Raw genomic sequence first — 14,593 nt, 5'->3', positions numbered from 1 at the left:
TTGTTCGACCATTTTTACGAAGTTGAGAAATCAAGGATCAAAAAAGCCGATCAAAATGATCGGCTTTCTTCTTATATAGGCTTTCTAGGTTACTTTGCGAATTCAACACCAATGTTGATGTCGCCATTTAGTGTTTCTAGCATACCGTCTAATGCAGACTTTTCGTAATCGCTGAGTTTGCCGTAGCTTAGTACTTCTTCAACGCCTTCTTTACCCAGTTTTACAGGTTGCGCGAAGTAAGTCGCGTGTTCGCCGTCGCCTTCAACGTAAGCGCACTCAACTACGCCTTCTTCACCTTGAAGAGCACGAACCAGAGACAGACCAAAGCGACATGCAGCTTGGCCCATTGATAATGTTGCACTACCACCACCCGCTTTCGCTTCTACAACTTCAGTACCTGCATTTTGAATACGTTTCGTTAATGCTTCTACTTCTTCAGCTGTAAACTCAACACCTTCTACTTGAGACAGTAGAGGTAAGATCGTTACGCCAGAGTGACCACCAATTACTGGCACGCGAACGTCACCTGGATCTTTGTCTTTTAGCTCAGCAACAAACGTTTCTGAACGGATAACATCCAACGTTGTTACACCAAATAGACGACGCTTATCATAAACACCCGCTTTTTTAAGAACTTCAGCAGCAATTGGCACTGTTGTATTTACAGGGTTTGTGATGATACCAACACAAGCTTTCGGACAAACAACCGCAATCTTCTCCGCTAGCGATTTAACGATACCAGCGTTTACATTAAATAGATCCGCACGATCCATACCTGGCTTACGCGCAACACCAGCAGAAATTAGCACAACATCCGCGCCTTCTAGTGCTGGAGTAGGATCTTCACCAGCGTAACCTTTGATAGAAACTGGCGTAGGGATGTGGCTAAGATCAGCGGCCACACCAGGAGTTACTGGAGCAATATCATATAGGGCTAAATCAGAACCAGCAGGAAGACGGTTCTTAAGTAGAAGGGCCAGGGCTTGACCGATGCCACCAGCGGCACCAATAACGGCTACTTTCATGTAGTTCTCCTTGAGAGTATTTCTCTTATAAACGTATTCGTAGGGTAGTTTGTAACCAACTTAAATAAAGCTATCGGAATCACAACTTGATTACAATCAATTAACGCTAGCTTTGCGACCTCGCGCAACTCGCTGTTACCGTGCTACAAATGGGGCTTGGATTATTCTTTTATTCTGTTGAAATGACAAGGAATTCAAGAAAACAGATACAGCCCTACTTCAGCGCGCTAAAGAATTCTATGTGGTATATAGTTTACAGTGACGCATCTAACATAATCCTGGGACTCTTTGGCACCGCCTGAATATATATGCGAGAATATGCAAAATTGCTTACCCGTAATAAGAGATTTGTAATGACTATGCGCAATTCAGAAAAACAAGACAACTTAGTTCGCGCCTTTAAAGCCCTGTTAAAAGAAGAAAGCTTTGGCTCACAGGGCGAGATTGTTGACGCACTCAAACAGCAAGGGTTTGAGAGTATCAACCAATCTAAAGTCTCACGTATGCTGACTAAATTTGGCGCCGTCCGTACGCGCAATGCAAAAATGGAAATGGTTTACTGTCTTCCTGCTGAGCTAGGTGTCCCAACAGTCAGCAGCTCTCTGCGTGAACTGGTACTAGACATCGATCGTAACGCAGCGTTAGTAGTAATTCACACCGGCCCAGGTGCAGCGCAGTTGATTGCTCGCTTGCTTGATTCACTCGGTAAATCCGAAGGTATTCTTGGTGTTGTCGCGGGTGACGATACCATTTTCATTACGCCAACCATGGCAATTACGACTGAGCAACTCTTCAAATCAGTGTGCGAGCTGTTCGAATATACTGGTTAAGTTCTATAAAGCTTCAATCAGCTAACTCATTGTGGGTTATAAAAGAAGTCTCATTTTGTAGCCCATAATTTATGTAAATTTTTTGCTTACTCCGCTCATTCTTTAACCATCCGTTTTGTGATTAACATCACGCAATTGATCTTTTTCATTTCAGTCACTAAACGTTAATTAAGTAATTGTTATAAAAAGAATTAAATCACAAATTGAATCCTATACCCTGATACAAAATTCAGACTTATCAACTATAACATTTAACAATTGGATAATTTTCTGCCAATTTTTTGTTATGATTCGCTCGCTTTTTCAAACGATTGGATTGAAAAAGGTGCCGTTTCCAAATAGGAAACTCCAGAAGTGATTTATGGTTATTTCCGGGTAAATAATGAATATAAGGAAGGGAAATTCATGGCATTTAACAAACTTCTCAAAGTAGGCGCTATCGCTGCAGCCGTAATGGGCGCAGGCGCAGTTAACGCTCAAGAGTTTATTACCATCGGTACTGGCTCTGTGACTGGTGTTTACTACCCAACTGGTGGTGCTATCTGTAAGTTGGTAAATAAAGGTCGTAAAGACCACAACATCCGTTGTTCAGTAGAATCGACTGGTGGCTCAATTTACAACGTTAACACTATCCGTGCAGGCGAATTAGATTTTGGTATCGTGCAATCGGATTGGCAGTACCACGGCTACAACGGTACGAGCAAGTTTGAAGAACAAGGCCCGTACAAGAAGCTACGCGCAATGTTCTCTCTTCATACAGAACCTTTCAACATCATTGCGCGTGCAGATTCAGGTATTGAAAACGTTGAAGACCTGAAAGGTAAGCGCGTAAACATCGGTAATCCAGGCTCTGGTGACCGTGCAACGATGGGCGTTGTCATGGAAGCGATGGGTTGGACAAACGACAGCTTCAAATTGGCGTCTGAGCTAAAAGGCTCTGAACGCTCTCAGGCACTTTGTGATAACAAAATTGACGCCTTCATTTACATGGTCGGCCACCCGAACGGTTCAATCAAAGAAGCAACCACATCATGTGATGCGAAGCTAGTTTCAGCAACAGGCCCTAAAATCGATAAAATTGTTGCCGACAACCCATACTACGCCTTTAGCTCAGTACCGGCTGGTATGTACCGCGGTACAGACAAAGACGTAAACAGCTTTGGTGTTGCAGCAACAATGGTAACGACCTCTGATGTTTCAGACGATGTCGCTTACAACGTGGCAAAAGCTGTGTTTGAAAACTTTGATACCTTCAAACGTCTACACCCTGCATTCGCAAACTTGAAGAAAGAAGACATGGTGAAAGCTGGTCTTTCTATTCCTCTTCACCCAGGTGCAGAAAAATACTACAAAGAAATGGGTCTAATTAAGTAATTTCCTCAGACTCTACATACAGGCAGGAAAGAATATTTTCTGCCTGTTTGAGCATACAGGTTGTAGCACGTTCTAACTGTATGCTTCATTCGCCAGTTTTCTTCTGATAACTGCGAGCTCATACCCAAGAAAACTTAAACGCCGCCTAACAGAGTATCCAACAATCAACACTTTGAGTTCAGGCAGCAAAATACTCGAAAGCAAACTTCGCTCCATTCACTACACTGATAGAGGCGAAGTGTGGTTCTCGATAAAAATCAGACAGGACCATCAATAATAAGGAAAAAGTACATGGCGACGAATCAAGCTCCGTCACAAGATGTGCAAGAAATGGTGGCTCAGGCAGACACAGGTGCACGTAGCCCTTCGGGAATGCAAGGACGAATCCTTTGGTTTGTTCCTCTGTGTTGGTCACTATTTCAATTATGGTACGCATCCCCGTTACCATTTATTTTCAATTTTGGCGTACTGAACGACACGGAAGCGCGATCTATCCACCTTACTTTCGCGATCTTTTTGGCTTTCACTGCTTATCCAGCGATGAAGAATTCTCCTCGCGATCATATCCCTCTTGTTGATTGGATACTCGCGTTGGCTGGCAGCTTTTCAGCAGCCTATATATACCTTTTTTATACCGAGCTAGCAGGACGCTCAGGCGCACCGACAACGGTTGATATCGTTGTTGCTGTTATCGGTATGCTCCTCCTTTTAGAAGCAACACGCCGAGCACTTGGTCCACCATTAATGGTCGTGGCTGCTGTTTTCCTTACTTACACCTTTGCAGGCCCTTACATGCCTGACGTTATCGCGCACAAAGGGGCAAGCTTGAACAAGGCCATGTCTCACTTGTGGCTAACAACAGAAGGCGTATTTGGGGTTGCGCTAGGTGTTTCTACCTCTTTTGTCTTCTTGTTTGTATTGTTTGGAGCAATGCTGGAACGCGCTGGTGCTGGTGCTTACTTCATTAAAGTTGCCTTCTCGTTACTTGGCCATATGAAAGGTGGTCCAGCTAAAGCGGCCGTTGTTGCATCAGGTTTATCTGGTCTGGTTTCTGGTTCTTCAATCGCAAACGTAGTAACAACTGGCACCTTTACGATTCCACTGATGAAGCGTGTTGGCTTTCCCGGCACAAAAGCGGGTGCGGTAGAGGTAGCGGCTTCAACCAATGGTCAGTTAACACCGCCAATCATGGGTGCAGCCGCATTTTTGATGGTGGAATACGTCGGTATCTCCTACGTTGAGGTGATTAAAGCCGCCCTACTTCCAGCGCTAATCTCTTATATTGCTTTAATTTACATTGTTCACCTTGAAGCGTGTAAAGCAGGCATGACAGGGCTTCCTCGTCGCCACAACCCAACACTAGTACAAAGTCTGCTGTCCTTTACTGGCACAATCTTAGGATTGTGTGTGATCAGCGCATTGGTTTACTACGGAGTGGGCTGGACAAAGGACGTCTTTGGTGATGCCGCGACACCAATTGTTACCGTCGCACTATTAATCGCGTACGTTGGGTTGGTGAAAGTCTCAGCAAATCACGTGCAAGATGGCGCAATTGAGATTGATGCAGAATTAACAGAAGTACCTGATCCTGGCCCAACCGTTAAGTCAGGCTTGCACTACCTACTCCCTATCGTCGTATTGGTTTGGTGTTTGACTGTCGAACGTTTCTCACCTGGCCTTTCGGCATTCTGGGCAACGGTGTTCATGATTTTCATTTTGCTTACTCAACGTCCGTTGATTGCACTGCTGTCAAAGCAAGGTGACATGCTTCAGCAAACCAAAGATGGCTTTGTCGATCTTGCCGAGAGCTTAGTTTCTGGTGCGCGTAATATGATTGGTATCGGCGTTGCAACCGCGGCAGCGGGCACCGTTGTTGGTGTTGTTACACTAACGGGTATCGGCCTAGTGATGACCGACTTCGTCGAGTTTATCTCTGGTGGCAGTATCATTCTTATGCTGCTGTTTACCGCCATCATTAGCTTGGTTCTGGGGATGGGTCTGCCAACAACGGCGAACTACATCGTGGTCTCTACGCTAATGGCGCCGGTTATTGTTACGCTCGGCGCGGCGCATGGCTTGATTATTCCGTTGATAGCGGTGCACTTGTTCGTTTTCTACTTTGGTATTTTGGCCGACGATACCCCACCTGTAGGTCTTGCAGCTTTTGCAGCAGCCGCAATTGCGAAATCAGATCCAATTCGTACCGGTATCCAAGGTTTTACTTACGATATTCGAACCGCTATTTTGCCGTTCATGTTTGTGTTCAATACCCAGTTATTGTTAATGGGGATCGACTCTTGGTGGCATTTGGCACTCACGGTCATCTCATCGATCATTGCAATGCTGATATTCTCTGCGGCAACTCAAGGGTGGTGGTTCACGCGTAACAAGTGGTGGGAAACAGTCCTATTATTAGTACTGACGTTTTCGTTTTTCCGTCCAGGTTTTTGGTGGGACATGCTGTACCCAGCGAAAGTTCTTTCTCCTGGCGTTGAGGTAGCTCAAATCACGGAAACACTAAATGTAGGAGAATCATTGGAGTTACGTGTTGCCGGTGAAAACCTTGAGGGCGACTACATTGAGAAAACGGTTCGTCTTCCATTCGAAGACAGTGCGACAACAGCAGACGCACGTATTTCATCTATGGGTCTGATGCTGACCGAAAGTGACAAAAAAATGATTGTCGATATGGTTGAATTTGGTAGTCCAGCAGAGTCCGCAGGTATCGACTTTGATTGGGAAATCAAGTGGGTTATCCAGGATGCAGACCGTCCGATGAAAGAGTGGGTGTTTGTACCATGCTTAATGATTTTGCTGGTGCTTGCCATGAACCAAAAACGTCGTGCTCGTAAGGAACAATTGAGCGCATAACCGATTTGGCCCCGAGGATAAAGGGGCCTTAATGAGAGACATTGAATGTACAAACAAATTCTTGTTCCGGTTGATCTAAATGACCAAGGCTTTTCAGACCGAGCGGTTGAACTAGCGGTTTGGCAGGCAAAGCAAGCAAATGCTCAAATCCATCTTCTGACGGTACTACCTGGTATTCACATGTCGATGGTTGCCACATACTTTCCGAAAGATGCTGCGGCCAAAATGAAGCAAGACGTGAAGCAGCAACTAAAAACTTTCGCTAATGAGCATATTGCTGAAGATGTGGTTTACCAAGTGCATGTTGCTGAAGGCAAGGCCTACGCGACCATTCTTGATTATGCAGAACGTTTAGGCGCTGATCTCATCATTATGCCAAGTCACAAGCGCTCTAAAATCAATAAAGTAATGCTTGGCTCTGTCGCGAGTAAGGTTGTGGAATATTCTCCAATCAATGTGATGGTCGTAAAACCGCAAGGCTAAGTAAATACAGAAACGAAAAAGGACGCTAACATTAGCGTCCTTTTTATATTAAACAAGTAAGGGTTATGCCATCATTGGGTAATCGGTATAACCTTCTGCTCCACCCAAATAAAAGTGTTCTGGTTTCGCCTCATTAAGAGGTGCATTTTTCTTAAATCGCTCAACTAAATCTGGGTTTGCGATAAAGGGAACGCCAAATGCGACCACATCAACTTTGTTTTCTGCAATTGCTGTTGCCGCTTCTTGTGCACTGTAGCCCACGTTCGCCATTAAGTGACCTTTATAGTTTTCGCGTGCTGGCTTGAGAACATCTGCTTTTTGTACGCCTTTCAGATCCGCACGCATCACGTGCCAATAAGCAAGATCGAAAGAATTAAGTTGCTCTGCTAAGTAACGCACCAAGCCAACTGGATCACTGTCTTTCATGTCATTAAATCCATTTAGCGGAGATGTACGCAGACCGACTCTTCCAGGTCCCCACACCTCAACGACTTCTTTCACTATCTCAAGTAAAAATCGAGCACGATTTTCAACCGAGCCACCGTATTCATCGGTACGTAAATTTGAACCGTCACGAAGGAAGTTATCAATAAGATAACCATTGGCGCCATGTATCTCGACCCCATCAAAGCCGGCTTTCTTGGCGTTTTCTGCACCTTGTTTAAACGCCGCAACAATGGAAGCTATCTCATCCACTTCGAGTGCTCGTGGTACCGTATATGCTTGCTTACCCGAAGGGGTATGGACTAATTCATCACGAATGGCCAATGCGCTCGCCGCTACAGGTGTTTTTCCTTCATTCAGATCAGGATGACAAGCTCGTCCCGCATGCCAAATTTGCAGTACAATCTTACCGCCTCTCTCATGAACCGCATCCGTTACCTTTTTCCAAGCTGCGATTTGCTCTTCGCTGTAAATGCCCGGCTCTGCCATGAAAGCAGACGTACCTTCCATCACCATGGTGCATTCAGCAATGATAAGTCCGGCACTCGCACGTTGAGCGTAGTATTCAACCATAAGGTCATTAGGAATATGGTCCGCACCAGCACGAGCTCGCGTTAAAGGCGCCATAATGGCACGGTTATCTAATGCTAATTGACCGAGTTCGATAGGAGAAAATAAGTCTACAGAGTTGGACATGTTGTTTACCTCAAATGACAATAACTTGATGGCTAAGGATGAGGTGCCAGACTATAATCAGATTAATATTGAAACAATATGGATAATTGAAAGTGATTGTTCGCAATTTAGAAACAATTGACTTTAGAACGCTTTCTATCTTTGTCACAAGCTGTCGACTACTGAGCTTAACCAAGTGCGCACTGGAGTTAAACCTACCAAAATCTACTGTTAGCAAAGCCATAACCAAACTCGAACAACACTTTGAAGCCAAACTGCTAGAGCGCACAACCCGAAAGTTAGTGATCACCGAAGCTGGCCAAATGGTTTTAGAGCGTGCTGCAAGCTTAGTTGAGGAATTCCACTCAATTGGCCATGACGTTCAGGAGATGGAACAACAGATCCAAGGCCGGCTGCGTATTTCCGCGCCACCAGCGTTGGATGCGTATATGGCGGAGCACATCTTTTTGCCATTTTTAAAACAATGGCCAAAAGTACAAATTGCGTTAGAAGCATCGAACGATTTTGTTGATCTGTTTTCACACGGCTTTGATATGGCAATTAGAGTCGGTCAGATAGTTGATGATCGATTAATCGCGAAAAAATTAGGCTATACCACTCGAGTCCTGGCTGCTAGCCCTGAGTATTTAGCTGAGTTCGGCGTACCTGAAACACCAGAAGACCTGACAAAACATAACTGTTTGAGGTATCAATATGTTTCAGAAATAGGACCTTGGACGCTGATCTCACACGATAATACCGTCAATGTTTCAATAACCAGTAACTTCTCAAGTACAACTGTAGAAGCAATATTGAAAGGCGCACTTAAAGGACTAGGCATCGCGAACTTACCTGTGCAGAACATGACGCAAGAGCTAGAAAGTGGCACCTTAGTCAGAGTGTTACCGCAATGGCACACGGTACCAATGCCTATTTATTTAGTGTATCGTCCTGGAGCAAACCGCCCACGGCGTGTACAAGCAATGATTGACCATATCATGAGCTTAAGATCTCAATTTGAATTTGGCCCTCGGCATGGTTTGTGTTGCGGAGAAGCATAACCTAGCAACTATCAGGCACTAGCATGCTGCTCGGATAAATGCCGCAAGCTTCTCACTAGCATGCTGTTCACTCAATGCAGACATATCACCCGCGGCTTCCACTTTACCATCTGCCACAAACACAAAGTGGCTGGCAATCGCTTTGGCATCGCTTAAATGGTGCGTGACCATCAATACAGTTATTCCCCGCTCTGCTGCGAGTTTTTTTACCAAGCTCAGCATCTCTTCACGCAACACCGGATCAAGCGCCGAGAACGGCTCATCCAATAGCCACATGGGATGAGGCTGAACAAAACAACGCGCTAAGGCAACACGTTGACGCTGGCCACCAGAAAGATGCTCTGGCAAACGGTCGAGGTACTCTGCAACACCAACTTGCTGCGCGGCTTGTTCAATCTGACGATTTTGGTCCACCGTAAGCTTTAGCCCTGGGTGTAAGCCCAAACCGATGTTGTCACGCACCGATAAGTGAGCAAACAAATTGTGCTCTTGGAACAACATAGAGAACGGACGCAGATAAGGCTCTTTACGCACAATGGACTCACCATCAACACAAATATCACCACGGTCAGGATGGATGAATCCTGCCACCAACGCCAGCAAGGTTGACTTCCCTGCCCCACTTGGTCCCATCAGCGACACAATCTGTCCTTGCTCAATCGTTAAGTCAAAACGAAACAGTTCACGTTGGTAGGTGTACTGCACATCATCCAACACTAACATTACGCTCTCTCCTTCGTTTTCAATACTTTCTCAATCAAGGCAAAACAGCCCACACTCAACAACAATAGGGTCACCGATACCACCGCAGCTGCGTCCATCTGATAACTGCCAAGCAACTGGAACAAATACAGAGGTAAGGTACGAAACTCTTGTCCACCAAACAGTGCTATGGCACTTAAATCCCCTATTGCAAACATAAAGCTGATCGCAAACGCATGTGCAAACGGCTTGCGTAGCGCCTGCCACTCCACCACTTTAAACCGTTGCCAGCCACGCATGCCTAAGCTGGCACATACATACTGATACTGTTGTTCAATGTGCAGCATTGGCTGCGCTAGCGTTTTGATCACGTAAGGCAAAGCCATCAAACCGTTCACCAAAATCACGACAAAAAATGCCAAGCTAAAAACATCGGTAAATGCGCGCAGTAGTAAGAATAAACCGGTGCTAATCACCAGACCTGGAGTCACCAAAATAACGGTGCCGATTAACTCAATCTGATCGGCTCGCGTGTTTTTGTACTGCAACCGCCAACGGCGACTGGTCAATAGTATGGACACCCCTGCAGCGACCGCAAGCGCGCTAGCGACACAGGCGACTTTGAGGGAGTTCAATAGCGCAGACCAAAAACGCTCATCGGTTAATACTGTCCAAACTTGTTGGTTGATGCCACTCAGTAACACCATCAATAACGGCGGTATTACCAGTAAAAAGGCACCTATGATCCAAAAGCTATCCCAAGCTTTTGACCACCCATGATCCTTCGTTAAATATTGCTGTACCGATGTGCTTCCAGCACTGATAGAAACAGGCCTTGTTAACTTCTGCACTCCAATAGCAAGCAGTCCACATAACAGCATCTGCCACAGCGCCAATAACGCCCCAGCTTGTAAATCAAAATCAAACTTAATCGCTTGGTAAATGGCCAATTCAATGGTGGTGGATTTTGGCCCGCCCCCCAACGCCATTACAGTGGCAAAACTGGTAAAGCACAACATAAACACCAACCCACAAACGTGGGGAAGCTGCTGCCTTAAACGCGGCCATTCTACCCAACGAAACTTATCCCAATGGCTCATCCCAAGATGCGCGCAAAGCTTATGCTGCTCGGCAGGAATAGACTCCAAGGCTTGCAGAAGCAATCGTGCCGCGTAAGGTAAATTAAAGAACACATGGGCGAGTAAAATGCCGTTCAAACCGTAAATAGAGAATGGCAGTTTAGTGTCGAAACTTTGCAACCACTGCGCCAACAAACCACTGTTGCCATAAATCGCTAACAGCCCAAAAACACCAACCAAAACCGGCAAAACCAGTGTCGATGCAAACAGCTTAAGCAGTAATGATTTACCAATAAATTGGCGACGCGAAAGTGCGTGCGCTACTGGAATGGCAAAGCCAACACTGAGCAATGTGGAAAGAAACGCTTGGTAGAAACTGAACTTGGTGACATGTTGATAGTACGGGTCGCCCCATACCACAGACACATCAAGTGAAGGGGCTTGAACAATCAAAGCACCTAGGGCAGAAATAACAAAGGTCGCGATGATCATCGCGACCCCTAAACCTATTTTTGGAACAGAATTCAAAGGTAAAACCTATCTCATTCAGATGAGGATGGAAACGTCAGCTAAAACGTCAATGAGCTTTGCCATTCGCGAATCCAAGACTTACGCATTTTTGCCACTTCATCAGCACTAAAGCTCAACGACTTGCTTGGAACACTCAAAGTTTCAAAACCTTTAGGTAACTCAACGTCAGTGACTGGGTACATCCAGTTACCCGTTGGCATCGCCGATTGGAACTCATCACTTAAAATGAAACTCATAAATTGATCAGCAAGTTCTGAATTTTTTGCCCCTTTCACTTTGGCGGCTACTTCAACTTGCATGTAGTGGCCTTCAGCAAAATTCGCCGTAGCAAACTTCGAATCGTTTTCCGCAATTAAGTGGTACGCAGGTGAAGTGGTGTAAGAAAGCACTAAATCGGACTCACCATTGAGGAACATAGAATACGCCTCAGACCAACCTTTCGTGACCGTTACGGTTTTGCTCGCTAGCTTCTGCCACGCTTGCGTCACATCGTCGCCATAAATAGATTTCATCCATAGCATTAAGCCTTGGCCCGGCGTTGAAGTCCGCGGATCTTGGTAAATCACTTTCAGATCGTCGCGCGTTTCCACCAGCTCTTTCATGCTTTTCGGCGGATTAGCCAGTTTCTCTTTGTTGTACACAAACGCGAAGTAGCCGTAATCGTACGGTACAAACGTCGTGTCACTCCAACCGTTTGGTAACACTGTGTTAGCCGTATCCACATTGTGCTCGGCAAGCAGATCGGTTTTCTTCGCTTCTGCCATCAGATTGTTATCCAAACCTAATACGATGTCCGCTTTGCTATTACCGCCTTCAAGACGAAGACGATTCAGAATCGACACACCATCGTCCAACGCTACGAAGTTAACGTCACAGCCACATTTTGCTTCAAAAGCTTGCTCGATTTTAGGACCCGGCCCCCAATCTGCGGCAAAAGAGTCGTAGGTATAGATGGTTAATGTGTTTTCAGCGGCAAACGCTGAAGTAGAGGTGATTGCAGCTAGGGCAATCAGATTTAGAGTGGGTTTCACTGCTCGCTCTCCATGAGTATTTCAGAGAAATAAGTTGAGCGGCACAGGGTTTGAGGCGGCTATTAAGGACTTCCAATATCCAGACTCAATTCCTACGCCAGCATTATCTGGTTCAGGTAATACGGGTCCCTAGTTAAACACTTAGGTCTCAGCGCCCCAATGCATTGATTGACTCAATGCTAAATGGGTTTGCTCCCCGATGAGTTGGATGGATTGTAAAGGTATTTGAGTGGTTACACAATCAGCTCACGAGCGCTGGTCATAACCCCAACGAGGCACCAAACCTTGCTCAATACCTAAGTGGTCAAGAATTCTCGCCACCATAAAATCCACTAAGTCTTCAATACTCTTTGGCTGATGATAGAAGCCTGGAGCTGCTGGCATGATGGTGACGCCCATTTGCGACAGTTTGTGCATGTTCTCCAGATGTAGCGTTGAAAATGGTGTTTCGCGAACCACGAGCAACAGCTGCCCGCGCTCTTTCATTACCACATCAGCGGCACGTTCAATTAAGTTATCCGACATGCCGTGTGCAATGGCCGCGACACTGCCCGCGGAACATGGACACACCACCATTTGTTTTGGTGCCGCAGAGCCAGAAGCCACGGGCGAGAACCAATCGTCTTTACCACAAACAGTGATGTTATTTCGATTGCAGTTCAGGTGCTCTACCAATGCTTGCTGCGCCGCTTCTGGGCCACTTGGTAGCTTAAGATTATGCTCGGTTGCCATCACAACACGAGCTGCCGAAGAAATCAGAACGTAGACATGATAATCCGCCGCAACCAAGCATTCTAAAAGACGAAGGCCGTAGGGAGCACCAGAAGCCCCCGTTAATGCCAACGTGATGGCTTTTTTATGAGAGGGTTGTGTTTTGTTTTGCATATCAATCAGGCTTTTTGTTTTAACTGCTCAAGAAGTTTTCCGTGAATACCACCAAAGCCACCGTTGCTCATGACTAGAATTTGGTCACCTGGTCGCGCACGTTCGACGATCTTGGCTACAAAGTTATCTATATCCGCATCGACAAACGCTGGCTGTGTGCATTGGTCGGCAATGTCTTGCACAGACCACTCGATATTATCTGGCTGGAACAAGAAGACTTCATCTGCACTGTGTAGTGACTCTGCAAGTGTGTTTTTGTGTACGCCACGCTTCATGGTGGCAGAACGCGGCTCTAACACAGCTAGGATGCGTTTTTCACCTACCTTGTTACGCAAACCACCGACAGTAAGTTCAATTGCCGTTGGGTGATGCGCAAAATCATCGTAAACCGTCACACCTTGTTCTTCACCTTTCAGCTCTAAACGGCGCTTGGTATTGATGAAACGCCCTAATGCCTGGCAAGCAAGATCCGGAGTGACTCCAACATGTCGTGCAGCAGCGATTGCCATTAGCGCATTATCCACATTGTGGTCACCCACCAAATTCCATTCGACGGTACCAACCTTCTCGCCTTGCAACGCAACGTCAAATTTTGAGCCATCAAGCACTAATTTGTGCGCTTGCCAGTCACCATTCTCACCAGAGAACTGTTTTTCAGTCCAGCAGCCACGCTCTAATACATCCGCTAACGCTTGATCTTTCCTCGGCGCTAAGATCAATCCATTGCCCGGTACAGTTCGCACTAAATGATGGAATTGGCGCTTGATCGCTTCTAGATCATCGAAGATATCAGCATGATCGAACTCAAGGTTATTCATGATTAAAGTGCGAGGATGGTAATGCACAAACTTAGAACGCTTATCGAAAAAAGCACTGTCATATTCGTCGGCTTCAACGACAAAAAACATGCTTTCACCCAAACGAGCAGACACTCCGAAGTTACCGAGTACCCCACCGACTAAGAAACCCGGTTGATAACCACAATCTTCAAGTATCCAGGCAAGCATGCTCGACGTGGTCGTTTTCCCATGTGTACCCGATACCGCCAATACCCAACGATCATGCAGCAAAAACTCGTTGAGCCACTGCGGGCCAGAGGTGTAACGCATGTTAGTGTTGAGCACATGCTCGACACAAGGGTTGCCACGGCTCATCGCATTACCAATCACCACAAGATCTGGTTGAGGGTCGAGTTGAGACGGGTCAAAGCCTTCAATAATTTCAATACCTTGAGACTCAAGCAGTGTGCTCATTGGCGGATAAACGTTGGCATCAGAACCAGTGACTTTATGTCCTAATTGGCGCGCTAGAATCGCTGCGCCGCCCATAAATGTGCCACAGATACCCAAGATATGAATGTGCATAAACTAAACCTTGTAATGCGTTTTTTAATGCTTTCATTATCGCGATTACCGCCTGAAAAGCGAGTGACTTTAGCCTTCTTCTTGCAGTCCCTTTCACAAATATGACAAGGTTGAACACAGACTGTACAACCTCTTGCTTACTGATGAATCCCTCAAACAAGTCTACAAATAAATTGAGATCTCAAACAGTTACTTCATTACCATTAAAAAGATCTGCGACTTAAACTTACATCCAGCG

Annotated in this window: 12 protein-coding genes and 1 riboswitch; of the genes, 5 read left to right on the top strand and 7 right to left on the bottom strand. The window is 45.9% G+C overall.

Going from position 1 to position 14,593, the window contains the following annotated elements:
- Positions 1-89: 89 nt before the first annotated feature.
- On the bottom strand, positions 90-1,025 hold the full coding sequence (gene mdh, locus R7035_RS06385) for a malate dehydrogenase (RefSeq protein WP_005379660.1): 936 nt from the start codon (positions 1,023-1,025) through the stop codon (positions 90-92).
- Positions 1,026-1,384: 359 nt separating this feature from the next.
- On the opposite strand from mdh, the gene argR reads away from it, so the two are divergent.
- The 4 genes from argR (at position 1,385) to R7035_RS06365 (ending at position 6,583) form a co-directional block, all read left to right on the top strand.
- Positions 1,385-1,855 (top strand): transcriptional regulator ArgR, encoded by a 471-nt coding sequence (gene argR, locus R7035_RS06380; RefSeq protein WP_005379659.1) that lies wholly within the window; start codon positions 1,385-1,387, stop codon positions 1,853-1,855.
- Between the two features lie 405 nt (positions 1,856-2,260).
- Positions 2,261-3,229 carry a TAXI family TRAP transporter solute-binding subunit gene (locus R7035_RS06375; RefSeq protein ID WP_005379657.1) on the top strand — a complete coding sequence of 323 codons (969 nt, stop codon included), beginning with the start codon at positions 2,261-2,263 and terminating at the stop codon, positions 3,227-3,229.
- 291 nt (positions 3,230-3,520) lie between these two features.
- Positions 3,521-6,100 carry a TRAP transporter permease gene (locus tag R7035_RS06370; RefSeq protein WP_171345715.1) on the top strand — a complete coding sequence of 860 codons (2,580 nt, stop codon included), beginning with the start codon at positions 3,521-3,523 and terminating at the stop codon, positions 6,098-6,100.
- A 45-nt stretch (positions 6,101-6,145) separates the two neighbouring features.
- Positions 6,146-6,583: a universal stress protein gene (locus tag R7035_RS06365; RefSeq protein WP_005379654.1), complete on the top strand. Its 438-nt coding sequence runs from the start codon at positions 6,146-6,148 to the stop codon at positions 6,581-6,583.
- 63 nt (positions 6,584-6,646) lie between these two features.
- On the opposite strand, the gene R7035_RS06360 is transcribed toward R7035_RS06365, so the two are convergent.
- Complete coding sequence (locus R7035_RS06360) at positions 6,647-7,723, bottom strand: alkene reductase (RefSeq protein ID WP_005379652.1); 1,077 nt, start codon at positions 7,721-7,723, stop codon at positions 6,647-6,649.
- Between the two features lie 92 nt (positions 7,724-7,815).
- On the opposite strand from R7035_RS06360, the gene R7035_RS06355 reads away from it, so the two are divergent.
- Entirely contained in the window at positions 7,816-8,763 is a 948-nt protein-coding gene (locus R7035_RS06355; protein ID WP_005379650.1) for a LysR family transcriptional regulator, read from the top strand.
- A gap of 18 nt (positions 8,764-8,781) precedes the next feature.
- Here R7035_RS06355 and thiQ read toward each other — a convergent pair whose 3' ends face one another.
- From thiQ to mpl, 5 genes are all read right to left on the bottom strand, one after another.
- A complete protein-coding gene (gene thiQ / locus R7035_RS06350) occupies positions 8,782-9,486 on the bottom strand; it encodes a thiamine ABC transporter ATP-binding protein (protein ID WP_005379648.1) in 705 nt (234 codons plus the stop codon).
- The gene (gene thiP, locus R7035_RS06345; protein ID WP_017820277.1) at positions 9,486-11,072 is read right to left on the bottom strand and encodes a thiamine/thiamine pyrophosphate ABC transporter permease ThiP; all 1,587 of its coding nucleotides are present in this window, start codon (positions 11,070-11,072) and stop codon (positions 9,486-9,488) included. Before thiP ends, thiQ begins: the two co-directional genes overlap by 1 nt.
- Positions 11,073-11,113: 41 nt before the next feature.
- Entirely contained in the window at positions 11,114-12,106 is a 993-nt protein-coding gene (gene thiB / locus R7035_RS06340; protein ID WP_318146022.1) for a thiamine ABC transporter substrate binding subunit, read from the bottom strand.
- Between the two features lie 72 nt (positions 12,107-12,178).
- Positions 12,179-12,315: riboswitch (TPP riboswitch) on the bottom strand.
- 37 nt (positions 12,316-12,352) lie between these two features.
- Positions 12,353-12,991, bottom strand: a complete 639-nt coding sequence (locus tag R7035_RS06335; protein WP_005379640.1) for a flavin prenyltransferase UbiX — start codon at positions 12,989-12,991, stop codon at positions 12,353-12,355.
- 5 nt (positions 12,992-12,996) lie between these two features.
- Positions 12,997-14,355, bottom strand: a complete 1,359-nt coding sequence (gene mpl, locus R7035_RS06330; RefSeq protein WP_033906021.1) for a UDP-N-acetylmuramate:L-alanyl-gamma-D-glutamyl-meso-diaminopimelate ligase — start codon at positions 14,353-14,355, stop codon at positions 12,997-12,999.
- Positions 14,356-14,593: the final 238 nt, after the last annotated feature.

This window comes from Vibrio sp. 1731 (assembly GCF_033339955.1).
In the GTDB taxonomy this organism is placed as follows: domain Bacteria; phylum Pseudomonadota; class Gammaproteobacteria; order Enterobacterales; family Vibrionaceae; genus Vibrio; species Vibrio alginolyticus.
This window is presented reverse-complemented; position numbering and strand designations above follow the sequence as displayed.